At 72.1% G+C, this 25,796-nt stretch carries 19 protein-coding genes; 8 read left to right on the top strand and 11 right to left on the bottom strand.

Going from position 1 to position 25,796, the window contains the following annotated elements; translation table 11 throughout:
* Window positions 1-309: 309 nt before the first annotated feature.
* The 3 genes from ACIRFL_RS27620 (at window position 310) to ACIRFL_RS27610 (ending at window position 4,042) form a co-directional block, all read left to right on the top strand.
* Window positions 310-1,260 carry a GNAT family N-acetyltransferase gene (locus tag ACIRFL_RS27620; RefSeq protein ID WP_404033608.1) on the top strand — a complete coding sequence of 317 codons (951 nt, stop codon included), beginning with the start codon at window positions 310-312 and terminating at the stop codon, window positions 1,258-1,260.
* Between the two features lie 18 nt (window positions 1,261-1,278).
* Entirely contained in the window at window positions 1,279-2,076 is a 798-nt protein-coding gene (locus ACIRFL_RS27615) for a sugar phosphate isomerase/epimerase family protein (protein WP_404033606.1), read from the top strand.
* A gap of 139 nt (window positions 2,077-2,215) precedes the next feature.
* Window positions 2,216-4,042 carry a glycoside hydrolase family 3 protein gene (locus tag ACIRFL_RS27610; protein WP_404033604.1) on the top strand — a complete coding sequence of 609 codons (1,827 nt, stop codon included), beginning with the start codon at window positions 2,216-2,218 and terminating at the stop codon, window positions 4,040-4,042.
* Between the two features lie 341 nt (window positions 4,043-4,383).
* Here ACIRFL_RS27610 and ACIRFL_RS27605 read toward each other — a convergent pair whose 3' ends face one another.
* The 5 genes from ACIRFL_RS27605 to ACIRFL_RS27585 form a co-directional block, all read right to left on the bottom strand.
* Window positions 4,384-5,817, bottom strand: a complete 1,434-nt coding sequence (locus ACIRFL_RS27605) for a S28 family serine protease (protein ID WP_404033602.1) — start codon at window positions 5,815-5,817, stop codon at window positions 4,384-4,386.
* 102 nt (window positions 5,818-5,919) lie between these two features.
* Window positions 5,920-6,312, bottom strand: a complete 393-nt coding sequence (locus ACIRFL_RS27600) for a hypothetical protein (protein ID WP_404033600.1) — start codon at window positions 6,310-6,312, stop codon at window positions 5,920-5,922.
* 239 nt (window positions 6,313-6,551) lie between these two features.
* Complete coding sequence (locus tag ACIRFL_RS27595) at window positions 6,552-10,298, bottom strand: ABC transporter ATP-binding protein (protein ID WP_404033598.1); 3,747 nt, start codon at window positions 10,296-10,298, stop codon at window positions 6,552-6,554.
* A gap of 699 nt (window positions 10,299-10,997) precedes the next feature.
* On the bottom strand, window positions 10,998-12,023 hold the full coding sequence (locus tag ACIRFL_RS27590; protein ID WP_404033596.1) for an esterase-like activity of phytase family protein: 1,026 nt from the start codon (window positions 12,021-12,023) through the stop codon (window positions 10,998-11,000).
* Window positions 12,024-12,076: 53 nt separating this feature from the next.
* Window positions 12,077-12,937 carry a serine hydrolase gene (locus tag ACIRFL_RS27585; protein ID WP_404033594.1) on the bottom strand — a complete coding sequence of 287 codons (861 nt, stop codon included), beginning with the start codon at window positions 12,935-12,937 and terminating at the stop codon, window positions 12,077-12,079.
* Between the two features lie 262 nt (window positions 12,938-13,199).
* On the opposite strand from ACIRFL_RS27585, the gene ACIRFL_RS27580 reads away from it, so the two are divergent.
* A complete protein-coding gene (locus ACIRFL_RS27580; protein WP_404033666.1) occupies window positions 13,200-14,003 on the top strand; it encodes an endonuclease I family protein in 804 nt (267 codons plus the stop codon).
* A 180-nt stretch (window positions 14,004-14,183) separates the two neighbouring features.
* Window positions 14,184-14,537 (top strand): peptidase inhibitor family I36 protein, encoded by a 354-nt coding sequence (locus tag ACIRFL_RS27575; RefSeq protein ID WP_404033592.1) that lies wholly within the window; start codon window positions 14,184-14,186, stop codon window positions 14,535-14,537.
* Between the two features lie 15 nt (window positions 14,538-14,552).
* Here ACIRFL_RS27575 and ACIRFL_RS27570 read toward each other — a convergent pair whose 3' ends face one another.
* The 3 genes from ACIRFL_RS27570 to ACIRFL_RS27560 form a co-directional block, all read right to left on the bottom strand.
* Entirely contained in the window at window positions 14,553-16,238 is a 1,686-nt protein-coding gene (locus ACIRFL_RS27570) for a thiamine pyrophosphate-binding protein (protein ID WP_404033590.1), read from the bottom strand.
* Window positions 16,239-16,630: 392 nt separating this feature from the next.
* Window positions 16,631-17,590, bottom strand: a complete 960-nt coding sequence (gene speB, locus ACIRFL_RS27565; protein WP_404033588.1) for an agmatinase — start codon at window positions 17,588-17,590, stop codon at window positions 16,631-16,633.
* A gap of 56 nt (window positions 17,591-17,646) precedes the next feature.
* Window positions 17,647-19,107, bottom strand: coding sequence for a sodium:solute symporter (locus ACIRFL_RS27560; protein ID WP_404033586.1), 1,461 nt, complete (start codon window positions 19,105-19,107; stop codon window positions 17,647-17,649).
* 219 nt (window positions 19,108-19,326) lie between these two features.
* On the opposite strand from ACIRFL_RS27560, the gene ACIRFL_RS27555 reads away from it, so the two are divergent.
* From ACIRFL_RS27555 to ACIRFL_RS27545, 3 genes are all read left to right on the top strand, one after another.
* Window positions 19,327-21,291: a helix-turn-helix domain-containing protein gene (locus ACIRFL_RS27555; RefSeq protein WP_404033584.1), complete on the top strand. Its 1,965-nt coding sequence runs from the start codon at window positions 19,327-19,329 to the stop codon at window positions 21,289-21,291.
* Window positions 21,292-21,354: 63 nt separating this feature from the next.
* On the top strand, window positions 21,355-22,152 hold the full coding sequence (locus tag ACIRFL_RS27550; RefSeq protein ID WP_404033582.1) for a phosphatase: 798 nt from the start codon (window positions 21,355-21,357) through the stop codon (window positions 22,150-22,152).
* A 97-nt stretch (window positions 22,153-22,249) separates the two neighbouring features.
* Window positions 22,250-22,711, top strand: a complete 462-nt coding sequence (locus tag ACIRFL_RS27545) for a hypothetical protein (RefSeq protein ID WP_404033580.1) — start codon at window positions 22,250-22,252, stop codon at window positions 22,709-22,711.
* Window positions 22,712-22,966: 255 nt separating this feature from the next.
* Here ACIRFL_RS27545 and ACIRFL_RS27540 read toward each other — a convergent pair whose 3' ends face one another.
* The 3 genes from ACIRFL_RS27540 to ACIRFL_RS27530 all read right to left on the bottom strand — a co-directional run bounded on the left by ACIRFL_RS27540 (window position 22,967) and on the right by ACIRFL_RS27530 (window position 25,788).
* Window positions 22,967-23,845, bottom strand: coding sequence for an acyl-CoA thioesterase (locus tag ACIRFL_RS27540; RefSeq protein WP_404033578.1), 879 nt, complete (start codon window positions 23,843-23,845; stop codon window positions 22,967-22,969).
* Window positions 23,846-23,890: 45 nt separating this feature from the next.
* Window positions 23,891-25,048 (bottom strand): acyl-CoA dehydrogenase family protein, encoded by a 1,158-nt coding sequence (locus tag ACIRFL_RS27535; protein WP_404033576.1) that lies wholly within the window; start codon window positions 25,046-25,048, stop codon window positions 23,891-23,893.
* Window positions 25,049-25,185: 137 nt separating this feature from the next.
* Window positions 25,186-25,788, bottom strand: coding sequence for a TetR/AcrR family transcriptional regulator (locus ACIRFL_RS27530; RefSeq protein ID WP_404033574.1), 603 nt, complete (start codon window positions 25,786-25,788; stop codon window positions 25,186-25,188).
* Between the last annotated feature and the right edge of the window lie 8 nt (window positions 25,789-25,796).

Below are 25,796 nucleotides of genomic sequence, written 5' to 3'. Positions count from 1 at the left end.
CGCCCCTTCAGGGCGGCAAGCGCCGTCAGTCATGTGCGGCGCCATCGTGGCTTGTCGCGCCGTTCCCCGCGCCCCTTCAGGGCGGCAAGCGCCGTCAGTCATGTGCGGCGCCATCGTGGCTTGTCGCGCCGTTCCCCGCGCCCCTTCAGGGCGGCAAGCGCCGTCGGTATTGGTCCCGCGGGCCTTTGGGGTGCTGGTGGATGGACGGGGGCGGGGGGGTGGGTTAGTCTCGGGGTTGAGGTATCTCTGACTGAGTCAACTATCGGAGCCTTCGGGATTGACCGGAGGTCGGACCATCGGGGGCGCATCATGACCGTCCAGGACATCCGTGCCTTCAACCGCTTCTACACGAATCTCATCGGCGCCCTCGACTACGGCCGCCATCTGTACGCCCCGTACACCCTCACCGAGTCCCGCGTCCTGTACGAACTCGCGCACTCCTCCCGTACGGACGCCGCCGACCTGCGCGGCGAGCTGTCCCTGGACGCGGGGTATCTGAGCCGGATCCTGAACAAGTTCGAGCAGGACGGGCTGATCGAGCGCGCCCCGTCCGAGAAGGACCCGCGGCGCAGGAGGGTCAGCCTCACTGCGCGGGGCCGGGAGGCCGCGGACCTGCTCGACGAGCGGGCGCGGGAAAGCGTCGGCTCCCTGCTCGGCTCCGTCGACCCCGGCGACCGGCCGCGGCTCGCGGAGGCGATGCGTACCATCCAGGGCGTCCTGGGCCCGGACGGCCGCGGCCCCGCCCGCCCCGCCGGCCGCGAGGACATCACGCTGCGCGAGCCCCGCCCGGGCGACCTCGGCTGGATCGTGCAGCGCAACGCCGCGCTGTACGCCGCCGAGTACGGCTGGAACTCCGACTACGAGGGGCTGGTCGCCCGCATCGTCGCCGACTTCGCGGAGGACCACGACCCCCATCTGGAGCGGGTCTGGATCGCCGAGAACCGCGACGGACGGCCCGTCGGCTGCGTCATGTGCGTACGGGACGAGGCGCCCGCCACCGCCCGGCTGCGGCTGCTCCTCGTCGAACCGGAGGCGCGCGGGCTCGGGGTCGGGGACCGGCTGGTGGGGGCCGTCGTCGACTTCGCGCGCGAGGTCGGCTACCGGGACGTGGTGCTGTGGACCAACGACGTGCTCACCGCCGCCCGGCGCATCTACCAGCGCCACGGCTTCGCGCTCGTCGCAGAGAAGCCGCACCGCTCCTTCGGTCGCGACCTGAACGGGCAGGACTGGCGGCTGGATCTGCGCGGAACGGGATCGTGACCAGTAGGGTCCGTGGTCATGAAGTTCGCCTTCTCCACTCTCGGCGTTCCCGGGCTGCCCCTGTCCGAGGTGCTGGCCCTCGCGACCGCGCACGGCTACCACGGTGTCGAACTGCGCGCCCATCCGGAGGAACCGGTGCATCCGGGCCTCGGACCCGCCGAACGGGCGGAGACGGCCGCCGCGTTCAGGGCGGCCGGGGTCGAGGTGCTGGGCCTCGCCGGGTACGCGCGGGTCGCCGCGCCCGGCGCCGACGAGCCCGTGCTCACCGAGATCGGGCGGCTGCTCCAACTCGCCCACGACCTGGGCGCGCCGTTCGTGCGGGTCTTCCCCGGCGGGGGCGACCAGCCCGCGGCGGAGGCCGACGCGACCGCCGTCCGACGGCTCTCCGCCGCCGCCGGGCAGGCCGCGGCCCTCGGGGTGCGCATCCTGCTGGAGACCCATGACTCGCACCGCACCGGGGCCGCCGCGAGCCGCGTGCTCGGCGCGGTCGGACAGCCGCAGGTCGGTGCGCTGTGGGACGTGATGCACAGCTGGCTGGGCGGCGAGCAGCCCTCGGGGACCTACCGGGCGCTCGCCCCGTACCTCGGCTACGTCCAGGTCAAGGACATCGCCTCGGCCGACGACACCACCCCGCTGCCGCTCGGCGCCGGGGTGCTGCCGCTGACCGAGTGCGTCGACGTGCTGTGCCGGTTCGGGTGGGACGGCTGGCTGTGCTGGGAGTACGAGAAGCGCTGGTACGAGTCGGCCGTGCCGCTGCCGGGCCTGCTGGGCGCGGGCCGCGCGCACCTGGCGCGGCTGCTGAGCGAGGCGGCGTAGCGGCACGTCCGTGATCGCGGCGGGTGCTGTGCGTTCCCTTGACTGGCAGAAACTTCCCGGATATTGGTGAATCCTCGGAAGTTTCCTTCAGTGGTCCACCCCCCGCATCTCCACGGATCCCCCTCCGGAAGGAGCGCACGTGCCCGACACGAGCACGGGAAACACCGCTCAGCCCGCCAGACGCACGGTCCTCGCCGCGACCGCGGGCATCACCGCCGCCCTCGCCGTCGGCGGCACCGCGCACGCCGACGCCGCACGCGGCGACAAACGGCTCCGCGCCCTCATCTCCCGCATGACCCTGGAAGAGAAGGTCGGCCAGCTCTTCGTCATGCGGGTGTACGGTCACTCGGCCACCGCCCCGGACCAGGGCGACATCGACGCCAACCTGAGCGAGATCGGCGTACGGACCGCCGCCGAGCTGATCGCCGAGTACCGCGTCGGCGGGATCATCTACTTCACCTGGGCGCACAACACCAAGGACCCCCGCCAGATCGCCGAGTTGTCCAACGGCATCCAGCGGGCCTCCCTCGACCGGCCCCGCGGGCTGCCCGTCCTCATCGCCACCGACCAGGAGCACGGCATCGTCTGCCGGGTCGGCAGGCCCGCCACGCTCTTCCCGGGCGCGATGGCCCTCGGCGCGGGCGGCTCCCGCGCCGACGCCCGCGCGCTGGGCCGCATCTCGGGCGCCGAGCTGCGCGCGATGGGCATCAACCAGGACTACTCCCCCGACGCCGATGTGAACGTCAACCCGGCCAACCCGGTCATCGGCGTACGGTCCTTCGGGGCCGACCCGGACGCCGTGGCCGCTCTGGTGGCGGCCGAGGTGACGGGATATCAGTCCGCCGGGGTCGCGGCGACCGCCAAGCACTTCCCCGGACACGGCGACACCGCCGTCGACAGCCACTACGGCTTCCCCGTGATCACCCACAGCCGGGACCAGTGGGAGTCACTGGACGCGGCACCCTTCCGCGCCGCGATCAGGGCCGGCATCGACTCGGTCATGACCGCGCACATCCAGTTCCCGGCGCTGGACGACTCCGGCGACCCGGCGACCCTGTCCCGTCCCATCCTCACCGGCATCCTGCGCGGGGAACTGGGCTACGACGGCGTCGTGGTGACCGACTCCCTCGGCATGGAGGGCGTACGGACCAAGTACGGCGACGACCGGGTGCCGGTGCTCGCGCTGAAGGCGGGCGTCGACCAGTTGCTCAACCCGCCGAAGCTCGACGTGGCCTGGAACGCCGTACTGGAGGCCGTGCGCGGCGGCGAACTCACGGAGGCGCGGCTCGACGAATCGATCCTGCGCATCCTGCGCCTCAAGGCCCGGCTCGGCCTGTTCGACCACCCGTACGCCGACCCCGACCGGGTCGGCCGCACCGTCGGCACGCCCGCGCACCTGGCCGCAGCCGACCGGATCGCCGAGCGCACGACGACCCTGCTCGTCAACGAGGGCGGCATCCTCCCGCTGTCCCGCCGCACCCACCGCAGGCTCCTCGTGGTGGGCGCCGATCCGGCCTCCCCGTCCGGTACGACCGGCCCGCCCACCGGCGTCCTGGCCGCCGCCCTCACCGAACTGGGCTTCACGGCCACCGCGCTGTCCACCGGCACGGCACCTGCCGCCGCCACCATCGCCAAGGCGGTGACCGCCGCGCGGGACGCGGACGCGGTGATCGTCGCGACGTACAACGTCTCCGCGGGCGGCGCGCAGAAGTCCCTCGTCGAACAGCTCCTCGCCACCGGGAAGCCGGTCGTGGCCGTCGCCGCCCGCAACCCGTACGACGTCGCGCACCTTCCGTCCGTAGCGGGCTACCTGGCGACGTACTCGTGGACCGACGTGGAACTGCGTGCCGCCGCCCGGGTGATCGCCGGACGCGTCGCGCCGCGGGGCAGGCTGCCCGTGCCGGTGCAGCGGGCGGACGACCCGGGCCGGGTGCTGTTCCCTATCGGGTACGGGCTGTCGTTCTAGGCGCTCCGCTGGGTTTGGCGATGGCCGACGGTCGGCTGCGGCGCCGTCGTGGCTTGTCGCGCAGTTCCTCGCGCCCCTTCAGGGCGTCAACCGTCGTCGGTCGTGTGCGGCTGCGTCGTGGCTGGTCGCGCAGTTCCCCGCGCCCCCTTTGGGGGCGCTATGGCGGGCCGCGCCCGTTGCGTGCAGGACGGGCGCAGCCCCGTCAGGCGTGCGCAGCGCCGTGGCCGTGTGCGGCGCCGTTGGGGCTGGTCGTGCCCGCGCGGCGGAGCCGCATATCGATACGGCCCCGCACCCCTTTGGGGGCCGCGCCCGCCGCTTGTGGGGCGGGCGCGGTCCGTGTGTTAGGGGCGAAGTGCCGGTTCGCGTTCCACGTCTCGGATGTCGAGGCGGGCGTCGAAGCGGGCCAGTGGTCTGGCCGCCGACGGGTCCGCCTCGACCGCCGGGGAGGCGACGCCGGCCCAGTCCAGGATGCGGGCGGTGGCGAGCGCCTTCTCGTCGGCCACCAGACCGGCCACGTTCGCGCCGTGGTTCATGCCGGGCGCGGTGAGCACGTACGAGTCCCGTGCGCCGCGTCCGGGGCGGAACCGCTCGGAGCCCCACGGGTCGTTCTGGCCGTAGACGAAGAGCATGCGCGTCGCATGGTGGCGTACCCAGGTGTCCACGTCGCGCATCGCGTTCGGCTGGAACGTCATCGGGATGGACCGGGGCACGAAGTTCCGGGGCGGCTGGTAGCCGTACTTGATGTACTTCTTCTCGATGTACGGGAAGTGGATCGTCGGCGCGCCCAGCTGCGTGCCCGCCTGGTAGTAGTACGGCGTGTACGGCTCCAGGCCCTGGTCGGTGTAGGCGGAGAACCCGGAGATGGTGTCGACGGAGTCCCAGATCTCCTGGTCGCTCGCGTGCTCGGCGTCCGCCGGGACGGTGTCGCAGTCGGACAGCCCGCTGTACTGCCAAAAGCCCCAGACGTAGTCGAGGACGACGGCCTCGTAGGCGCGGTCCAGGCTGCCGATGGTGCCGAAGGTGTAGCCGTTGTCGGCGGCGTACGCCGCATACCGCTTCTCCAGCGCCTGACGGCGCACCAGCGCCTCCCGCTGGACCCCGTTCAGCCGGTCCCGGCACTCCTTGGTGCCGACGGTCGCGAAGAACCGGTCGTACGCCGAGTCCTCCTTGTCGACCACGTCGTTGGGGGCCACGTACGCCACCACGCCGTCCATGTCACGCGGGTAGAAACGCTCGTAGTACGTGGCGGTCATGCCGCCCTTGGAGCCGCCCGTCGCAAGCCAGTTGGCGGGGTAGATCTTCTTCAGGGCCGTGAAGATGCGGTGCTGGTCGCTGGCCGCCTGCCAGATGTCGAGCTTGGACCAGTCCGCCGGGGACGGGCGGGACGGCGTGAAGAACCGGTACTCCATGGAGACCTGGTTGCCGTCCACGATCTGGGTCGGCTCGCGGCGGCCGGGGTTGGTGGAGACGTTGTAGCCGCCGGTGTAGAAGACCGTCGGGCGGGAGACGTCCTTGTGCAGCACGGTGATCCGCTGCTGGAACGTACCCTTGGACGGGTGCCGGTGGTCCACCGGCTGGGTGTAGGTGAGGACGAAGAAGCGGTAGCCCGGGTAGGGCTTCTCCTCGACGAGGCTCATGCCCGGTACGGCGAGGAGCCGTTCCCTGATGTCCGTGCCGTCGGTGGTGGCCGACGGGGCGGCGGTGGCCGCGCCCGCCGTGCTCAGCGTGCCTATGAACACCGTGAGCGCGAGCAGCCATCTGAGCGCCTTGCGCATGCACCCTCCCTGTGAAACAGATGTGCGCCGGAAGCTATCGGAGCAACTCGCTTCACACCAGGGGGGATCGGGTCGGCACCCGGTCGGCGGGGGCCGGCGGGGTCAGCACAGGATCCAGCCGGAACTCACCGAGCCGCGGGCCACCGAACCCTTCACCCACACGCAGCGGTGCCCGGCGTGCACGGTGACCGGGCCCGCCCGGTGGGCGTAACGGCCCTCGTCCACCACCGGGCGGTTGCCGCGCGCCTGCACGCTGACCGACATCATGCGCTTGGTGCCGGGCCGCTTCGGGAGGGTGACCGCGCAGACGTAGCCGTTGCGCTTGTAGACGTGTACGGCGCCGGTGGAGAAGGGCAGGGTCTTCACCTTGCGCCCGGCGCAGGCTCCCTCCGACGCCGCCAGGGCGCCACCGGGCGCCGCGAAGGCGAGCATCCCGGAGGCGGCCAGCACGGCCACGCCGAGCGCCAGCCGCCTGCGCATCGCACCACTGCCCACCGTCGACCCTCCCCTGTTCCACCCACCGAACGTACTGATGTACGGACGCACAACAAGCGTCGGACGGTTGCCTGCCCCACACCCCCACCCACTCCCCGACACCCCCACCAATCCACCCACCGATACCCCTCGCAACGGCAACGGCTCCACCACAGCGACGCCCCGCCAGCCGACGCCGGTCCGGCGACACCCCAGGGGTTGGCGGCAGCCGCGGACCGAACGGGAGTCGTTGGGTGGGGTCAGGGGGTTATGCCCAGGGGTTCTTCTGGCTTGGGTTGGCCGATGAAGGTCTGCCACAGGTCGGCGTAGCGTCCGCCGCGTGCCAGCAGTTCCTCGTGGGTGCCGTCCTCGGCGACCCGCCCTTGGTCCATCACGACGACCCGGTCGGCGCGTGCGGCGGTGGTGAGCCGGTGCGCGACGACGAGCGTCGTGCGGCGCCCCGAAAGCCGGTCGGTGGCCTGGTTGACCTGGGCCTCGGTGGCCAGGTCGAGGGCGGCCGTGGCCTCGTCGAGCAGCAGCACGTCGGGGTCGACCAGCTCCGCGCGGGCGAGCGCGATCAGCTGCCGCTGGCCGGCGGAGAGATTACGGCCGCGCTCGGCGACCTCGTGCAGATAGCCGCCGCCGAGCCCGGCGATCATGTCGTGCGCGCCGACCGCACGGGCCGCGGCCTCCACCTCCGCGTCGGTGGCGTCGGGACGGCCGTAGGCGATGGCGTCGCGCACGGTCCCCTGGAAGAGGTACGCCTCCTGCGGGACGACGCCCAGACGGTGGCGGTACGCGGCCAGGTCGAGGGCGCGCAGGTCGGTCCCGTCGACCGTGACCCGGCCGCTGGTGGGGTCGTAGAACCGGGCCACCAGCTTGACCAGGGTCGACTTTCCGGCCCCGGTCTCGCCGACGAAGGCGACGGTCTGCCCGGCGGGTATCCGCAGGTCTATCCCGGTGAGGGCCGCCTCGCCCGGCGTGCCGGGCCCGTCGCTGCGGTACGCGAAGTGCACGTCCTCGAAGGCGATGTCACCGCGCAGCGAGAGCACGTCGAGCGGCGCGGCGGCGGACTCGGTGGACGTCGGCTCGCGCAGCAGCTCCTGGATGCGGCCGAGGGAGACGGACGCCTGCTGGTAGCCGTCGAAGACCTGGGACAGCTGCTGCACGGGCGCGAAGAACAGGTCGATGTAGAGGAGGTAGGCGACCAGCGCGCCGGTGGTCAGGGTGGCCGCCTCGATCCGGCCCGCGCCCGCGATCAGTACGGCCGCCGCGGCGACCGAGGCCAGCAGCTGGACGAAGGGGAAGTACACGGAGATCAGCCACTGGCCGCGGATACGGGCACCGCGGTAGCTGTCGCTGCGCTCGGCGAACCGGCGCGCCCCGTCCCGTTCCCGCCGGAAGGCCTGCACGATGCGCAGCCCGGACACCGACTCCTGGAGGTCGGCGTTGACCACCGACACCCGCTCGCGGGCCAGCTCGTACGCCTTCACGCTGGCCCGGCGGAAGAACACGGTGGCGAGGACGAGCAGCGGCAGCGTGGCGAAGACGATCAGCGCGAGCTGTACGTCGATCACCAGCAGGACGACCATGATGCCGAAGAAGGTGACGACGGAGACGAACGCGGTGACCAGGCCGGTCTGCAGGAACGTGGACAACGCGTCCACGTCCGTGGTCATCCGGGTCATGATGCGGCCGGTCAGCTCCCGCTCGTAGTAGTCGAGTCCGAGCCGCTGGAGCTGCGCGAAGATCTTCAGACGCAGGGAGTACAGGACACGTTCGCCGGTGCGCCCGGTCATCCGGGTCTCGCCGATCTGCGCCGCCCACTGCACGAGGACGGCGGCCAGGGCGAGCAGCGAGGCCGCCCAGACGGCCCCGAGCGCCATCCGGCCGACGCCCTGGTCGATGCCGTGCCGGATCAGGATCGGCAGCAGCAGGCCCATGCCCGCGTCGACGGCGACGAGCAGCAGGCTGACGAGGAGGGGCAGGCCGAACCCGCGCAGCAGGCGCCGCAGGCCGTAGGACCGCTCGGGCCGTACGGCGTGCGCCTCGTCGATGTCGGGGGTGTCGGTCGCCGGGGGCAGCGCCTCGACCTGGGCGAGCAGTTCAGGGGTGGCCGGGGTGCCCGCGAGGGCCGTGTCCTTCGGGTCCTTCGGTTCGCGGTCCCCGCTCCACAGGTGCGGGGTCACGCCGCGCTCGGCGTCGAACTCGGCGTCCAGTTCCTCGCGGACCGAGGTGTCCTCGCGGGGCGCGGCGGGCCGGGCGTGGCCCGGGGAGACGCCGCCGAGTTCGTCGGGGTCGGTGAGCAGGCGGCGGTAGAGGGCGGACCGCTCCTGGAGTTCGTCGTGGGTGCCGATGTCGGCGAGCCGGCCGGCGTCGAGGACGGCGATGCGGTCGGCGAGGCCGAGGGTGGAGCGGCGGTGGGCGATAAGCAGGGTGGTCCGGCCGGTCATGACCTGCTTCAGCGCCTCGTGGATCTCGTGCTCGACCCGGGCGTCCACGGCGGAGGTGGCGTCGTCGAGGACCAGCAGCCGCGGGTCGGTGAGCAGGGCGCGGGCCAGGGCGATGCGCTGGCGCTGGCCGCCGGAGAGGGTGAGGCCGTGTTCGCCGACCTTGGTGTCGTAGCCGTCGGGCAGTGCGGCGATGAAGCGGTCCGCCTGGGCGGCGCGTGCGGCCTTCTCGATCTCCTCGAAGGTGGCGTCCGGGCGGCCGTAGGCGATGTTGGCGCGCACGCTGTCGGAGAAGAGGAAGGAGTCCTCGGGGACGAGGCCGATCGCGGCCCGCAGGGAGTCGTAGGTCAGCTCGCGCACGTCGTGGCCGCCGATCAGGACGGCGCCGTGGGTGACGTCGTAGAAGCGTGGCAGCAGCAGGGAGACCGTCGACTTGCCGGAGCCCGAGGAGCCGACCACGGCCAGCGTCTCGCCCGGGCGGATCTCGAAGCTGAGTCCTCGCAGGACGGGGTGCCGGGGGTCGTAGCCGAAGGACACGTCGTCGAACTCGACGGTCGCGGGGGCGCCGGCGGGCAGCTTCTTGGTGCCCTCGCGCAGGCTCGGCTCGGTGTCGATCAGCTCCAGGACGCGCTCGGTGCCGGCGCGGGCCTGCTGGCCGACGGTGAGCACCATGGCAAGCATGCGGACCGGGCCGACCAGCTGGGCGAGGTAGGTGGAGAACGCGACGAATGTGCCGAGGGTGATGTGGCCGCGTACGGCGAGCCAGCCGCCGAGGGCCAGCATGGCGACCTGGCCGAGGGCCGGGACGGCCTGGAGGGCGGGGGTGTACCTGCTGTTCAGCCGGATGGTGCGCAGCCGCCCGGCGAACAGCCGGCGGCCGACGTCGCGCAGCTTGCCGGTCTCCTGCTCCTCCTGGCCGAAGCCCTTCACCACGCGTACGCCGGTGACGGCGCCGTCGACGACGCCCGCGACGGCGGCGGCCTGGGCCTGCGCGTACCAGGTGGCGGGGTGCAGCCGGGTGCGGCTGCGCCGGGCGATCCAGCCGAGGGCGGGGGCCACGGCGAGGGCGATCAGGGTCAGCGGCAGCGACAGCCAGGCCATGACGGCCAGGGAGACCAGGAAGAGCAGGACGTTCCCGATGGTCATCGGGAGCATGAAGAGCAGGCCCTGGATCAGCTGGAGGTCACTGGTGGCGCGGCCGACCACCTGGCCGGTGGACAGCTCGTCCTGGCGGCGGCCGTCGAGCCGGGTGATCGTCTCGTACATCTCGGTGCGCAGGTCGTGCTGGACGTCGAGGGCGAGCCGGCCGCCGTAGTAGCGGCGTATGTAGGCGAAGACGTAGACCAGCAGGGCGGCGCCGATCAGGGTGCCGGCCCAGGGGGCCATGGGGCGGCTCTGGTCGCCGATCACATCGTCGATGATCACCTTGGTGACCAGCGGGACCAGCGCCATGACGGCCATGCCCGCGAGGGAGGAGCCGAGTGCCAGGACGACGTCCTTGGGGTGACGCCAGGCGTACCCGATCAGCCGTCCGGCCCATCCCCGTTCCACTGCCACGCCGCCGCCTCCCACAAGTCCCGATCCTCCGCAACACCCCAACACCGCCCGCACCGGATTTCATCCCCCCGCAACAAACCGCTCCGCTGGGCTCGACCGAATCGAGGGTGCGGATGGCTGGGAGGGGCCAGGGACACGGCCGATCCGAGGGCACAGGGGTGAGCGAGCACGGCAGGTGCACGCCCCAAGGGGCGCGGGGAACGGCGCGAGAAACCACAACACACCCGCACCCGAACAACGGCGAGTACACCCCCCAAGGGGCGCGGGGAACAGCGCGAGAAACCACAACACACCCGCACCCGAACAACGGCGAGTACACCCCCCAAGGGGCGCGGGGAACAGCGCGAGAAACCACGACCCTCCCGCACCCGAACAACGGCGAGTACACCCCCCAAGGGGCGCGGGGAACAGCGCGAGAAACCACGACCCTCCCGCACCCGAACGACCGCGAATACGCCCCCGAAGGGGCGCACCCTCAGGGCCCCGGGGGTGCGCGGCGGGGCGGCCGGCCGGGTCGGCGTGGCCCGGCCGGCGCGGTGCCCGTGTGCCGGGGCACGCTCCCCGACGTGTTCGGCGAGGGGGCGCGGCCGGCACCAGGACAGCCGGCGGCGCCGTGAGCGGCGGCAGCCGGTGGGGCATGCGCCGCGTAGCTCCATCCGCTCGCACCCCAGGCGGACAAACCCACACCCGAGCCGGAGGTCAGACGCGGACGCGCAGGTGGTAGAAGCGGGTTGTCTGGGCCTGGTTCTGGTTGTCGTCGCTGACCAGGGCGACCTTCAGGCGGCCCCGGTCGCGGCCCGTGATCGCCATGCCCTCGATGTTGTCGAGGAGCGGGTTGGGCTGGGGCTGCTTGGCGGTGGCGCCCAGGGACGGGCAGTCGGCGAGGTCGGCCAGCAGGGTCTTCTTGACGGGCCGTACGCCCTTCTGGCCGGTCAGGTTCTCGACGCCGGCGGTGTCCGTGGCGTGCCGCGGGTCGGCCAGGTAGAGCCGGACGGTGTTGCCGACGCCGGCGGTGAAGCCGCGTTCCAGGACGAGCAGCCGGCCGTCGGGGGTCGCCTGGACCTCGGGGACGCCGAGACCGGGGTCGGTGCGGTAGGCGTACTGCGCGGAGAGCCGGAAGTGGTCGCCCTTCGTCCGCTGCCAGGTCTGGAAGCGGACGGTGTCGGCGGCGTCGCCGGACAGCGGGCCCTCCATGGCCGCGAGCAGGGTGCGCCCGCCGGGCAGCAGGGTCAGGCCCTCGAAGGTCAGGTTGTTCGTGGGGCGGCCCGCCGGGGCGACCAGCAGGGCGGACGGCACGGGCAGCCGGTCGAGGATGCGGCCGTCGCGTGAGTAGCGGCGCACGGAGGGCTCGGTCTCGGAGCTGACCAGCCGGGTGCCGTCGCGGTCCACGACCAGGCCCTCGGAGTCCAGCGGGGCGCCCTTCTCGTCGGCGAGCGGCACGATCGACGTCGGCCTCAGGGTCTTCGCGTCAAGACCGAAGAGCGCGGAGCGGTCGGAGAGTGCGGCGAGGGAGCCGTCCCGGTCCACGGCGAGCGCGGAGAAGTTGCCGACGAAGCTGCCCTCGTACGTCGTCTTGTCGAGCGCGTCGGAGAAGCGGTCGACGGAGACGGCGGGCGAGCAGGCGTTGCCCCGTGCGGGGGCCGCCCCCGCGGTCCCCGCGGCGGTGAGGCAGGTGGCCGCTGCCAGCGCGGCGGTGAAGGTGGCGAGTGCGGTTCTCATGCGCATGGGCGTCACCGTAGGGCAGTTCGGTGACGCCGTGGGGTCCGCGTAGTGAAGGCTCAACTTCCGGCCGCGGCGAGGTCCTTGTGGATGGCCTTGGCCACGCCCTGGATGGTGCTGATGCCGTAGTTCATCGTGCTGTTGCCGTGGGTCAGCACGGTGATCATGTAGTCGTGCCCGCGGCCGTCGAACGTGCCGACGCTGTGCACCCGCCAGCCGTGCGTGGAGCGCTGCAGCCAGCCGTTCTTGACGTGTACGGAGACACCGGAGGGCGCGCCGTACGGGGTGCCCCAGCGCTGCGACGAGACGACCTGCCCCATCAGTTTGCGGATGTAGGCGCGGGAGTTGTCGCTGAGCACGGTGTTCTTGGCGGTGACGAGTTTGAGCAGCTTCTGCTCGTCGGTCACGGTGATCTGGGTCAGGCCCCAGTAGCCGTTCGCGCCCGGCTTGGTCTGCGTCATCTTCGCGGCGGACAGGAAGCCCTTGATCTTTGTCAGGCCCAGTTGTTTCCACAGCTTGCTGGTCGCGTCGTTGTCCGACTTGGTGATCATGGCCTTGGTGAGGGTGACCTCGCGGTCGGTCAGATAGCGGTTGTGCTTCTTCGCGTCCCACAGCAGCGTGGCGAGGACGGTGACCTTGACGACGCTGGCCGAGTCGTAGGCGGTGGAGGGGCGCAGGGTGCAGGTCGTCTTGGAGGTGCGGTCGTAGAGGCCGACGGCGACGGTGCCCTTGCGGGTGGCGAGGGCGGCCGTGATGTCCTTCTTCAGCTTGGTGGCGAGGCCCGCCTTGGCTGACGTGCAGCTGACCGTGGGCGTGGTGGCGGCGGACGCCGGAGCGGCGACGACGAGGCCCGGTACGAGCACCGCGGCGCCGACGCCCGCGGCCAGTACCGCGGCGCGCCTGGATATCGGATGAGTCATGTACCTGTTGACTCACAGCTTCGAACAAAGGGTTGTACGCGCCGGCCCACCCAGAGGGCAAATCCTTCGCAATCCCCGGCGCCCGCGCCCCGCCGGCCGCGCCGAAAAGACTTGTGGCGGGGGGCCGTTGCGCCGGCGGCGGGCGGGGCGTGCCGCATCCCGTCACGCAACCGACACCTCCCGTACACCATCACTACTACATGTCCATGTCACTCTGCAGGGTGCCGCCTCCATTCAACCCGCGTAGAACGGACCCCACATGATGCCGGCGACACCCCTGCGCCACTGGAGGACAGTGGCGTTGACGACGGCCACCGTCCTGGTCGCGCTCACCGCCCCCACCCTCACCGCGACCCCGGCCCGCGCGACGACGACCGCGTACGACACGACGTACTACAAGAACGCGGTCGGCAAGTCGGGCACGAGCCTCAAGTCCGCCCTGCACACCATCATCAGCAGCCAGAGCAAGCTGTCCTACGCGCAATTGTGGGACGCGCTGAAGGTGACCGACCAGGACCCGAACAACAGCAACAACGTCGTCCTGCTGTACTCGGGCATCTCGCGCGGCAAGACCCTCAACGGCGGCGACGTCGGCGACTGGAACCGCGAGCACGTCTGGGCGATCTCGCACGGCAACCTGACCACCTCGACCGGCCCCGGCACCGATCTGCACCACATCCGCTCCGAGGACGTCCAGGTCAACTCCACCCGCAGCAACAAGGACTTCGACGAAGGCGGCAGCACCTTCACCAACTCCGGCGGCAGCCGCACCGACGCGGACTCCTTCGAGCCCCGCGACGCCGTCAAGGGCGACGTGGCACGCATGATCCTGTACATGGCGGTCCGCTACGAGGGCGGCGACGGCTTCGCCGACCTCGAACCCGACGACAAGGTGAACAACGGCAGCACCCCGTACATGGGCAAGCTGTCGGTCCTGAAGCGGTGGAACGACGAGGACCCGCCCGACGCCTTCGAGGAACGCCGCAACCAGGTCATCTACGACTCCTACCAGCACAACCGGAACCCGTTCGTGGACCACCCGGAGTGGGTGGACGCCATCTGGTAGGCGCCTCGCGGCCGTGCCGAGCGGCCACGGCTCCCGCCGCCGTGTGTGCTTGAACGACTACTTCGCTCACACCGGTGAGACCGCTCTCCGGTCCGGGCGTGTCCCCGAGCCCGGACCCGAGCATGGGGGCGCCCCGGCCGCTCGGCCGGGGCGCCCCAACTCGCCTTTTCGGAGAGCCGCATGAAGCTGCGTTCCTGGTCCCTCGCCGTCGCCCTCGCACTGACCGCCCTGATGCTGCCCGCCCAGGCCGCCTCGGCCCGGGAGACCGTCCCGTCCTGTCCGGACGGATCGGTGTGCTTCTGGAGCAAGGAGGGATTCGGCGGCTCCTACTGGGAGTGGACCTCCCGCAGCGGCTACCGCGACATGCCGCCCAGCCTGCACGACCACGTCGGCTCCGCCGTCGCGAGCACCCGCGCCTGCTTCATCAACTGGTCCCCCGTCGAGAAGCGGGACGTGTTCAACGGCGACTGGCGCTCGCGCTACCTCGGGGACTTCGGCGGCCGCATGGACGGCGTCGGCCCGGGCGCCTGCTGACCGGAGCCGACGCCCTCAGCCGAGGTGTGTCGGCGCGAACATCCGCAGCACCGCGGGGAGCACCACCACCGACGGCCCCGGTGACGCGAGTGCCTGCGCCAGGTCCGCCTCCAGGGTCTCGGGGCTGGTGCGCACCCCCGGGACGCCGAAGGACCCGGCGAGCGCCACATAGTCCGGGCGTGTCAGCTCCGTCGCCGTGGCCTGGCCGAACGCATCCGTCATGTACTCGCGCAGGATGCCGTAGCCGCCGTCGTCGACGATCAGCCAGGTGACGTTCAGACCGTACTGGCGGGCCGTCGCCAGCTCGGCGATCGAGTAGAGGGCGCCGCCGTCGCCCGAGACCGCCAGCACCGGGCGGCCGGGGTCGGCGGCGGCGGCGCCGAGGGCCGCCGGGAAGCCGTAGCCGAGGCCGCCGGCGCCCTGCGCCGAGTGCATGGTGTTCGGGGCCTGGGCGTCGAAGGCCGACCAGGCCCAGTAGGCGAGGATCGTCATGTCCCAGAAGGACGGGGCACCCGCCGGCAGGGCCCGGCGGACCGCGGCCAGCACATCCTGTTCCAGGGTGAGTTCCTGGCCGGCGATGCGGTCGGCGACCTTGGCGAGCAGGGCGCGGACCCGTCGCGGCGCCGTGGCGTCCGTGCGCTCCGGCACCGTCTCCAGCAGCGCCTGAAGGGCGAGCCTGGCGTCCGCGTGGATGCCGAGGGCGGGGTGGTTGGACTCCAGCTTGCCGAGGTCGGCCTCGATCTGGATCACCCGGCCGCGCGGCGCGAACGTGTGGTAGTTGGAGGAGAGTTCACCGAGTCCGGAGCCGACCACCAGCAGGACGTCCGCGTCCTCCAGGAAGTCCGTGGTGTGCCGGTCCTCCAGCCACGACTGGAGGGACAGCGGATGCTCCCACGGGAAGGCGCCCTTGCCGCCGAAGGTCGTCACGACCGGGGCGTCGAGGCGCTCGGCCAGCCGCAGCAGCTTGCCTGCGGCGTCCGCGCGGACCACTCCCCCGCCGGCGATGATCGCCGGGCGGGCGGAGCGCGCGAGCAGATCGGCGGCCAGCGCGGTCAGTTCGGGCCGTGGGACCAACTCGTCCGGGGTGGCGTCCAGCGCGGTCACCACCGGCAGGGCCGTACGCGCCAGCAGCACGTCCTGCGGGATCTCCACCCACACCGGGCCGTGCGGTGCGGTCAGCGCCGACTTCCAGGCGGCGGTGACGGCGGACGGGATCTGGGACTGGGCGCGGACGGTGTGGACCGACTTGACCACGCCCCGGAACGAGGCCGCCTGGTCCGGGAGTTCATGCAGATAGCCGTGCCGGCCGCCGCCGAGCCCGGCCGTCGGGACCTGGCTGCTGATGGCGAGGACGGGCGCGGATGCCGCCGCCGCCTCCTGGAGCGCGGCCAGCGAGGTCAGCGCGCCCGGCCCCGTCGACAGCAGCAGCGGCGCGGCCTCGCCGGTGATCCGGCCGTAGGCGTCCGCCGCGAACGCGGCGTTGTTCTCCACGCGCAGGCCCACATAGCGCAGGTCCGAGCGGCGCAGCGCGTCGAACATGCCGAGGGCGTGCTGGCCGGGCAGCCCGAACACGGTCGTCGCGCCGAGCCCGGCCAGGGTCTCCACGACCAGGTCGCCGCCGTTGCGGCCGGGTGGCGGGTCGAGGGCGGCGGCCGTCTGCGCGGGCGTCGGGCGGAGTACCAGATCGTGGTCATGCGTCACTGAAGCAAGCTCTCCTCAACGAGTCGGGCACCCCGAAGGGGGCGCGAGGAACTGCGCGACCAGCCACAACGCAGCCGCAAACGAACGACGCCAGTCGGCGCCCCAAAGGGGCGCGAGGAACTGCGCGACCACCCACGATGCGGCCGCAACCGAACCACGCCAGTCACCACCCCAAAGGGGCGCGAGGAACTGCGCAACCACCCACGATGCGGCCGCAGCCAAACCACGCCAGTCACCACCCCAAAGGGGCGCGAGGAACTGCGCAACCAGCCACGACGCAGCCGCAGCCAAACCACGCCAGTCACCACCCCAAAGGGGCGCGAGGAACTGCGCGACCAGCCCCCACACCCCCGCAGACGAAACAACGACCCAACACCGCCGAACCAGCGGAGCTACGCGGCCGCGATGCGGCGGGTCATCAGGGTGGTCAGCTCGTAGGCCGTGTGGGAGGCGGCCACGGAGGTGATCTCGGCGTGGTCGTACGCGGGCGCCACCTCGACGACGTCCGCCGACACCAGGTTGCAGGACGCCAGGCCGCGCAGGATCTCCAGCAGCTCGCGGGAGGTCATGCCGCCCGCCTCCGGGGTGCCGGTGCCGGGCGCGTGCGCCGGGTCGAGGCAGTCGATGTCGATGGACACGTACAGCGGCCGGTCGCCGATGCGCCCGCGCAGCTGGTCGGCGATCTCGTCGGCGCCGCGCCGGTAGACGTCCGCGGAGGTGACGATGCCGAAGCCCATCTTCTCGTCGTCGCTGAGGTCCTGCTTGCCGTAGAGCGGGCCGCGGGTGCCGACGTGGGAGAGCGCGGAGGTGTCGAGGATGCCCTCCTCGACGGCGCGGCGGAACGGGGTGCCGTGCGTGTACTCGGCGCCGAAATAGGTGTCCCAGGTGTCGAGGTGGGCGTCGAAGTGCAGCAGGGCCACCGGGCCGTGCTTCTTCGCGACCGCGCGCAGCAGGGGCAGCGCGATGGTGTGGTCGCCGCCGAGGGTCATCAGTCGGGCGCCGGTGCCGAGCAGTTCACCGGCCGCCGCCTCGATGGTCTCCACGGCCTCGTCTATGTGGAACGGGTTCACGGCGACGTCACCCGCGTCGGCCACCTGGGCGAGCGCGAAGGGGGAGGCGTCCTGCGCCGGGTTGTAGGGGCGCAGCAGCCGGGACGCCTCACGGATGGCGTTGCCGCCGAAGCGGGCGCCCGGCCGGTAGGAGACACCGGAGTCGAACGGCACGCCCACGACGGCGACATCGGCGGTGCCGACCTCGTCGAGGCGGGGCAGCCGGGCGAACGTCGCGGGTCCGGCGTACCGGGGGACGCGGGAGGAGTCGACGGGGCCGCGGGGCGTCTCGCTGCTGCTCATGGTGAAATGCCTTCTTTCCTGCGCTTGTCCGCGCATGTACTGCTTTGCCGGTGACTCTACTGGTGGGCCGGGACGGGTTCGGAGGCGAGTTCGGGCGACCGTCCGGCAAGGCGCTCACGCCAGGCGGCGAGCACGGCGGCGTCGGTCGGCTTCGTCAGCAGGGAGACGACGACGTAGGCGACCAGGGAGGACAACAGGCCGTAGTAGACGGGTTCGTTGGCCAGGATGCCGAAGGACGCCATCAGGCCGATGACGGCGAGGCCGCCGACGATCACCGAGGCGAGGGCGCCCTGCGCGGTGCCGCGCCGCCACAGCAGCCCGCCGAGGATCGGGACGAGGAGCCCGCCGACGAGCAGGTTGTAGGCGACGGTCAGGGCCTCGACGACGTCGTTGAGCGCGATGGCCGTGCCGATCACGCCGACGCCCATGATCAGGATGAAGACACGGTTGCCCCTGACCTCGTCGTGCGCGTCCGCGGCACGGCGCGTCATGCCCCGCAACCGGGACCAGATGTCGTTGTTGGCGACGGTGGCGCAGGCGATCAGCGCGCCGGAGGAGGTGGACATCACGGCGGCCAGGGCGGCGGCCAGCACCAACCCGCGTACCCCGATGGGGAGTTCGTCCTTGACGATGGTCGCGAACGCGTCGTCCGGGCTGCCCAGCTCGGGGTAGAGCACCTTGGCCGCGGTGCCGATGACGGCGCCCGCGAGGGCGTAGCCGAGACAGTAGGTGCCGGCGACGGTGCCGCCCCACCTGGCGGTCCGGTCGCTGCGGGCGGTGAACACGCGCTGCCAGATGTCCTGACCGATGAGCATGCCGAAGGTATAGATCAGGACATAGGTGAAGATCGTCTCACCGCCGATGCCCAGCGGGTCGAAGTACTCGGTGGGCAGCTCGGCCTTCATCGCGGAGAAGCCGCCCGCCTTGACGACCGCGATGGGCAGCAGGAGCAGCAGCACACCGATCGTCTTCACGACGAACTGCACCATGTCCGTCAGCGTGATGGACCACATGCCGCCGAGCGTGGAGTACGCGACGACGATCGAGCCGCCGAGGACGATCGCGACGGTGCGGTTGAGGTCGAAGAGGACGTCGAAGATCGTGGCGTAGGCGATGGTCGAGGTCACCGCGAGCATCAGGGTGTACGCCCACATGACGATGCCGGAGATGACGCCCGCCCGGCCGCCGTAGCGCAGGTCCAGCATCTCGGAGACGGTGTAGACCTTCAGGCGGGCGATGCGGGCGGAGAAGAAGACGCTCAGCGCGAGCAGGCCGAGGCCGATGGTGAAGACCATCCAGGCGCCGGACAGGCCGTACTTGTAGCCGAGGCCCACACCGCCGATGGTGGAGGCGCCGCCGAGGACGATCGCCGCCATGGTGCCGGAGTACAGGGCGGGTCCGAGGCGGCGGCCGGCCACCAGGAACTCGCTCTTCGACTTGGCGCGGCGCATGCCCCACCAGCCCATGGCCAGCATGCCGACGAGATAGACGACGATGACGGTGTAGTCGACGGCCATGTGGGCCCTCCTTCGCGCACGGTCGGTGGCGTGTCGTGCGGAGACGAGTGGGGTGTCCCGGAAGGGGGTTTCCGGGAGCGGGGACGCCGGCAGCGGATCACGGGGACAGACGCCGGTACCCGCGGCTGCCGGTCCGGACCGACATTAGGTGGCCGGAAAGCGACTGCGAAGTGTACGTTTCATCCATTCGAGCGCGTCGGAGTGGAGGGAACGCACACAATGCCGGACAGGTCCGTACCGGCGACACCGGCGGTCCCGCCCACCCCGCCGGTCCCGCTGGCGGCGCTGCTGGCCCGGGAGGACCTGGCCCTGCGGCAGATCGCCGGACCGTCGGGGCCCCAGGTCGCCGTCCACTGGGCGCACACCTCCGAGATGTCCGACCCCTATCCGTACCTGCTGGGCGGCGAGCTGCTGCTGACCGCGGGCGTGCACATTCCCGAGGCGGCGGCCTCGGACGGGGGTGCACCCGGTCGTGCGGGGCCGGGGGATTACTTCGACGCCTACGTGTCCCGGATCGTGGCGGCGGGCGGCGCGGCGCTGGGCTTCGGCGTCGCGCCGGTGCACGACACGGTGCCGCGGGCGCTGGTCGCGGCCTGCGAGGCATACGGACTGCCGCTCGTCGAGGTCCCGCCGCAGACGACGTTCTCGGCTGTGGCCCGGGCGGTCTGGCAGCTGATGGCCCAGGCCCGGCTGGCCGAGCTGCGCCGGGTCACGGAGGCCCAGCGGAGCCTCGCGTCCGCGGCGGCCCGCCCCGACCCGGTCCCCGCGGTGCTGCGCCGGCTGGCCCAGCGGCTGGGCGGCCGGGCGTGCCTGTACGGCCCCGACGGCACGGAAATCGCCTCGGCCGGCCAACCCCCCGAGGAAGACGTACGCACGGCCCTGACCCACCTGACCCAGGTGGTACGCCCCCTCCCCCACACCCCCCGTCCCACTCCGGAACAACCGCTCCGGGACCAGCCGCCCGGCAACCCGCCCCCGAGCTCCCACACCCCCGCCCCGCCCGACCTGGCCCCGGCGCCCGCGGAGGAGGCGGCTCCTTCGGCCGAGCCCGCCCAGGCCGCGGCCCCGGTCCGCACCTGCGCCGATGACCGGACACCCCCACCTCTTACCGCCTCCACACCCAGCACCGCCGCCGCGCCTGCCACCGGCGGTACCGGCGCCGTCACGCAGCACGCACCCGAACCGGCCACCCTCGCCCAAGCCGTGGACCCGGGCCGCACACACTTCGCCGGCCACGCCTCCGCGCCCACCACCACGCCCGGACCCGCCACGGCCACCGCATCCAGCCGTACCGGCCCCGGCACGCGGCCCGGTGCCGTCGACCGTGCCCGGGGCGTGGTGGCCGGTGGCGGCGGGGCGGGTGGCCGAGTCGGGCCGGCCTCCGCGACCGATGCGTTGGGGGGAACTCATCTCGCCGCCTACTCGCTGGGGAACGGGCAGGGGTTTGTGCTCGGGGTTGCGGTGCCGGGGCGGGAGGCCGGGGACCACACCATCGCCTCCGTGGCCGCCGTCCTGTTGTCGCTGCTCACCGGGGAGCACCAGAGCGGTGCCGGGGCGGCGCGCTCCGCGGCGCTGGTCCGGCTGCTGCTCGGCGCGGCACCGCAGGACGTGGCGCCGCTGCTGGGCGACGGGCCATGGCTCGTCGTGCACGCCCGCCCGCAGACCCAGGCGCCGGACGCGGTGGCCGGCTCCGCGCTGGGCGCGGCCCTGGGCTCCGCGCTGGTGGACGCCGGCCGTGACGTGGTACGGGTGCTGGTGCCCGCCGACCGCGAACCCGCCCCGCAGCCCGGCTGGACCCTCGGCGTCAGCGCCCCGGCCGCCCCGCACGAGTGGCCGGCCGCCGACACCCAGGCGGCCCGCGCCCTGACCCGGGCCCGCGTCACCGCTGCCGCGCTGGTCCGCCACGGCGGCCGGGCCGGGCTTGCGGGGCTGGTCCCGGCGGACGAGGCGGAGGGGTTCGCGCGCGAGCTGCTCGCACCGCTCGCCGGCCGGCCTGCCCTCGCCGAGACCCTGCGCAGCTGGCTTTCCCTGCACGGCAGTTGGGACCGCACCGCGGTCGCGCTCGGTGTGCACCGCAACACCGTGCGGCAGCGGATCGGCCGGTGCGCGGCGCTGCTCGGCGCGGACCTCGACGATCCCGATGTCCGCATGGAGCTGTGGTTCGCGCTGAAACACGGTGAGTGACCCGCGTCCCAGCGTGCGATACGCCAGGGGAATCGCACCGCCCGCTGCCCCACAATGGGAGGCATGCCGATACCCGGGACACCCAGCCGCGCCGAGCTAGTCGACCATCTAGTGAGCACCCGTATCGCGGGCGATGTCGCCACTCCCCGCGAGAACAACCTCTCCCACTACCGCAAGCTGGCCAACGGCGACCGCAACTTCTGGCTCGGGCTCGAGCTGGGGGACCGCTGGCAGGACGAGCAGGACGTGCTCGCGGTGATGGCGGAGCGGGTGGGCGTCAACGACGACCCGGAGTACCGGTACGGACAGGACACCATCGACCCCGAGCTGACGGTCGACGCCCTGGACCGGCTTGCGCTGCGGCTGCGCAAGGCGGCCGACGGCGGGCAGCGGGTGCTGTTCGCCACCGGCCACCCCGGCGGCCTGCTCGACGTGCACAGGGCCACGGCCGCCGCGCTGCGCACCGCCGGCTGCGAGGTCGTGGTCATCCCGGACGGGCTGCAGACGGACGAGGGGTATGTCATGCAGTTCGCGGACGTGGCCGTCCTGGAGCACGGCGCCACGCTGTGGCACACCCATTCCGGCGAGCCGATGCGGGCCATTCTGACGGGACTTGAGCGGGAGGGCCGTCCGCTGCCCGACCTGGTCGTCGCGGACCACGGTTGGGCCGGTTACGCCGCGCAGCACGGCCTCGACTCCGTCGGGTACGCCGACTGCAACGACCCGGCGCTGTTCCTCGCCGAGTCCGAGGGCACGCTCCAGGTGGCGGTGCCGCTCGACGATCACGTACGCAGCCCGCGCTACTACGACCCGATGACGGCCTATCTGCTGACGGAAGCGGGCCTGGGCAAGGGCGACTGACGGACCGAACGGCCCCCAGACGCCGCGATGTGCGGCCCCGGTGAGGAGCCGCACATCGCGCTGTGTGCGTGGACGGTCAGCGTCCGCCGCCACCACCGTGACCGCCGCCACCGTGACCTCCGCCACCGTGACCTCCGCCACCGTGACCTCCGCCACCGTGACCTCCGCCACCGTGACCGCCACCGCCGTGACCGCCGCCGTAACCGCCGTGGCCTCCGCCGTAGCCGCCGTGGCCGCCGTAGCCGCCATGACCGTAGCCACCGTGACCGCCGTAGCCACCGTGGCCGTAGCCACCGTGACCGCCGTAGCCGCCATGGCCGCCGTAGCCACCATGACCGCCGTGGTCGTTGCTGGAGTACCCGGAGTTGACGTGCGCCGGGGCTGCCGAAGCGGTACCCGCTGCGCCGATCGCGGCGCCGCCGGCCATCAGAACGCCGGCAGCGGAAACCGCAAGGAGACGCCTTGCGCGTTGTGCTCGCATGGGATTGCCTTTCCTTCCATCGTCTCGCACGCCGCTTTCGGGGCGGGCGAGTGGATGGCCGCAACCGCAGTGGTGTGAAAAGGTGCGGCGCGGTCTCTGGCTTCACCGCTTTGATATGAAGAGCACGTCTCGGCACCGATGCCGCCAGGTCGGGCCACGCGATACGCGTGGGCGAGATCAACGACCGGAGTTCCGCGTCTGGGGAACTTCAACAGCACGGGGCGTGCCCTCTTTTGCGGCTCGCCATTCAGCCTAGCCCGGCCCTCTGGGATCGGCACCTCGGGCAGGAATCAGAGTCCTTTTGACGCCGACAGGCGCTGTACGCCCGGTCGTTCAGCCCCTGGGCACACGGACCACGCCTTCCTGGATCACCGAGACGGCGAGCCGGCCGTCCCGGGTGTAGATGCGGGCCTGGCCGAGCCCGCGCCCGCCGTGTGCGGACGGCGACTCCTGGTCGTACAGCAGCCATTCGTCGGCACGGAACGGCCGGTGGAACCACATGGCGTGGTCCAGCGAGGCCCCGACCACGTCGCCGACGGCCCAGCCGCCGCGGCCGTGCGCGAGCAGCACGGAGTCGAGCAGCGTCATGTCGGAGACGTAGGTGGCGAGCACGACGTGCAGCAGGGGTGCGTCGATGTCGCCGTCCAGCTTGCCGTTGGTGCGGAACCACACCTGAGAGTGCGGCTCGCGCGGCACTCCGTAGCTGCCGTAGGGCGGCTCGTCGACGTAGCGCAGGTCGACCGCCTCGCGGGCCTCCTGGAACTTCTCCACGATCCGCGCGTCCAGGTGCCGGTAGCCGCGCAGCCGCTCCTGGGAGGTGGGCAGCATCTCCGGGTCGGGCGCGGCGGGCATGGGCGCATGGTGGTCCAGTCCCTCCTCGTACGTCTGGAAGGACGCCGAGAGATGGAAGATCGGCTGCCCGTGCTGGACCGCGACCACCCGGCGGGTGGTGAAGGAGCGGCCGTCGCGGATGCGGTCGACGGTGTAGACGATGGGGGCGCCCGGGTCGCCCGGCCGCAGGAAGTAGGCGTGCAGGGAGTGCGCGTGCCGGTCGGCCGGGACCGTGCGCCCGGCGGCGACCAGCGCCTGGGCCGCGACCTGCCCGCCGAAGACGCGGGGAACGACAGCGGAGCAGGACTGGCCGCGGAAGATGTCCTGCTCGATCCGCTCCAGGTCGAGCAGATCGAGCAGGGACTGAAGTGCCTGACTCATGAGCCAGTTGTACCCTGCAATCTTTTCGTGGACTTGCCCGGGCCTTTACAGACCCATGTCCTTGGCGATGATCGTCTTCATGATCTCGCTGGTGCCGCCGTAGATGCGGTTGACGCGGTTGTCCGCGTACAGGCGGGCGATCGGGTACTCGTTCATATAGCCGTAGCCGCCGTGCAACTGGAGGCAGCGGTCGATGACGCGGTGCGCGACCTCGGTGCAGAACAGTTTGGCGCTCGCGGCCTCGGCGGGGGTCAGCTCGCCCGCGTCCAGTGCCTCCAGGGCCCGGTCGGCGACCGCCTCGGCGGCGTCCACCTCGGCCTGGCAGGCGGCCAGCTCGAACTTGGTGTTCTGGAAGTGGGCGACCGGCTTGCCGAAGACGGTGCGCTCCTGGACGTAACTCTTGGCGAACCGCACGGCGGCCTTGGCCTGCGCGTAGGCGCCGAAGGCGATGCCCCAGCGCTCGGAGGGCAAGTTGGCGCCCAGGTAGGAGAAGCCCTTGTTCTCCTGGCCGAGCAGATCCTCGACGGGCACCTTGACGTCGACGAACGCCAGCTCCGCGGTGTCCGAGGTCTTCAGGCCCAGCTTGTCCAGCTTGCGGCCTATGGAGTAGCCCTCGGACCTGGTGTCGACGGCGAAGAGGGAGATGCCGAAGCGGCGGTCCTCGGCGCTGGGCGCGGCGGTGCGGGCGCAGACGATAACGCGGTCGGCGTGGACGCCACCGGTGATGAAGGTCTTGGCGCCGTTGAGGACGTAGTGCGTGCCGTCCTCGGAGAGCTTGGCGGTGGTCTTCATGCCCGCGAGGTCGGAGCCGGTGCCGGGCTCGGTCATCGCGATGGCCCACATCTCCTCGGCGGAGACGAACTTCGGGAGGTAGCGCTTCTTCTGCTCGTCGGTGGCGAGCATCTTGAGGTAGGGAAGGGCGAGCAGCACATGCACGCCGGAGCCGCCGAAGTTCACGCCGGCGCGTGCCGTCTCCTCGTACTGGATCGCCTCGAACTTGTGCGTCTCCAGGCCGGCGCCGCCGAACTCCTCGGGGACGTTGATGCCGAAGAGGCCCAGCTCGGCGAGCTTGTAGTAGAACTCGCGCGGGGCCTGGCCGGCGGCGAACCACTCGTCGTACACCGGCACGACCTCGGCCTCGATGAAGGCGCGAAGGGTCTCCCGGAACGCCTCGTGATCCTCGTTGAACACCGTACGGCGCACGCCGCCACCTCCACGTACCTCAGGCATGTCTAAGCGCTTGCTCAGACCAAGGTACCGGCGAGTACGGGCCCCGTCCAGGGCATCCCGGGGGTAACCCGGATCACGCCCGGCCACCGCCGCCGGCCGGGCCGCCGCCGCTATCCGTGCGCGCCCGCCGCCGCGAACGCCCCGCGGGCCATGCGGTGCAGCAGGGCCGCGGTCGTCGCACGGCCCGGCAGGGAGCCCGGCCGGCCCAGGTGCGGGGTCGAGTTCAGCAGGCCGAAGACCGAGTGGACCGCGGAGCGCGCGGCCGGCTCGGCGAGCCCCGGATACGCCGCCCGCAGCGCCTCGACCCACAGTTCCACGTACTGCCGCTGGAGCTGGCGCACCAGTTTGCGGTCGCTGTCCCGCAGGCGGTCCAGCTCCCGGTCGTGCAGGGTGATCAGGGGGCGGTCGTCGAGGGCGAAGTCGATGTGGCCCTCGATGAGGGAGTCGAGGACCGCCACGGGGCCGGCCGCGCCGTCGGCCTCCGCCAGGCGCCGCTTGGCCCCGGTCAGCAGCTGTCCGCTGATCCCGACCAGCAGCTCCGCGAGCATCGCGTCCTTGCCCGCGAAGTGCCGGTACAGACCGGGGCCGCTGATGCCGACCGCGGCCCCTATCTCGTCGACCCCGACGCCGTGGAAGCCGCGCTCGGCGAACAGCCGGGCGGCCTCCTTGAGGATCTGCTCGCGGCGCCCGGGGGCGCCGGTTCTGGTGACCATGGCAGCAA

This window comes from Streptomyces sp. NPDC102462, assembly GCF_044765425.1.
In the GTDB taxonomy this organism is placed as follows: domain Bacteria; phylum Actinomycetota; class Actinomycetes; order Streptomycetales; family Streptomycetaceae; genus Streptomyces.
Note: the sequence above shows the minus strand (reverse complement) of the source record. Positions and strands in the feature narration are given on the sequence as shown.

Bases quoted from the DNA above. Each gene is read 5' to 3' on its own strand.
- ACIRFL_RS27580 (WP_404033666.1), top strand. From the start codon at position 13,200: ATGCCGGCGACACCCCTGCGCCACTGGAGGACAGTGGCGTTGACGACG.
- ACIRFL_RS27555 (WP_404033584.1), top strand. From the start codon at position 19,327: ATGCCGGACAGGTCCGTACCGGCGACACCGGCGGTCCCGCCCACCCCG.
- ACIRFL_RS27615 (WP_404033606.1), top strand. From the start codon at position 1,279: ATGAAGTTCGCCTTCTCCACTCTCGGCGTTCCCGGGCTGCCCCTGTCC.
- ACIRFL_RS27575 (WP_404033592.1), top strand. From the start codon at position 14,184: ATGAAGCTGCGTTCCTGGTCCCTCGCCGTCGCCCTCGCACTGACCGCC.
- ACIRFL_RS27590 (WP_404033596.1), bottom strand. From the start codon at position 12,023: ATGCGCATGAGAACCGCACTCGCCACCTTCACCGCCGCGCTGGCAGCG.
- ACIRFL_RS27585 (WP_404033594.1), bottom strand. From the start codon at position 12,937: ATGACTCATCCGATATCCAGGCGCGCCGCGGTACTGGCCGCGGGCGTC.
- ACIRFL_RS27540 (WP_404033578.1), bottom strand. From the start codon at position 23,845: ATGAGTCAGGCACTTCAGTCCCTGCTCGATCTGCTCGACCTGGAGCGG.
- ACIRFL_RS27620 (WP_404033608.1), top strand. From the start codon at position 310: ATGACCGTCCAGGACATCCGTGCCTTCAACCGCTTCTACACGAATCTC.
- ACIRFL_RS27605 (WP_404033602.1), bottom strand. From the start codon at position 5,817: ATGCGCAAGGCGCTCAGATGGCTGCTCGCGCTCACGGTGTTCATAGGC.
- ACIRFL_RS27550 (WP_404033582.1), top strand. From the start codon at position 21,355: ATGCCGATACCCGGGACACCCAGCCGCGCCGAGCTAGTCGACCATCTA.
- ACIRFL_RS27530 (WP_404033574.1), bottom strand. From the start codon at position 25,788: ATGGTCACCAGAACCGGCGCCCCCGGGCGCCGCGAGCAGATCCTCAAG.
- speB (WP_404033588.1), bottom strand. From the start codon at position 17,590: ATGAGCAGCAGCGAGACGCCCCGCGGCCCCGTCGACTCCTCCCGCGTC.
- ACIRFL_RS27560 (WP_404033586.1), bottom strand. From the start codon at position 19,107: ATGGCCGTCGACTACACCGTCATCGTCGTCTATCTCGTCGGCATGCTG.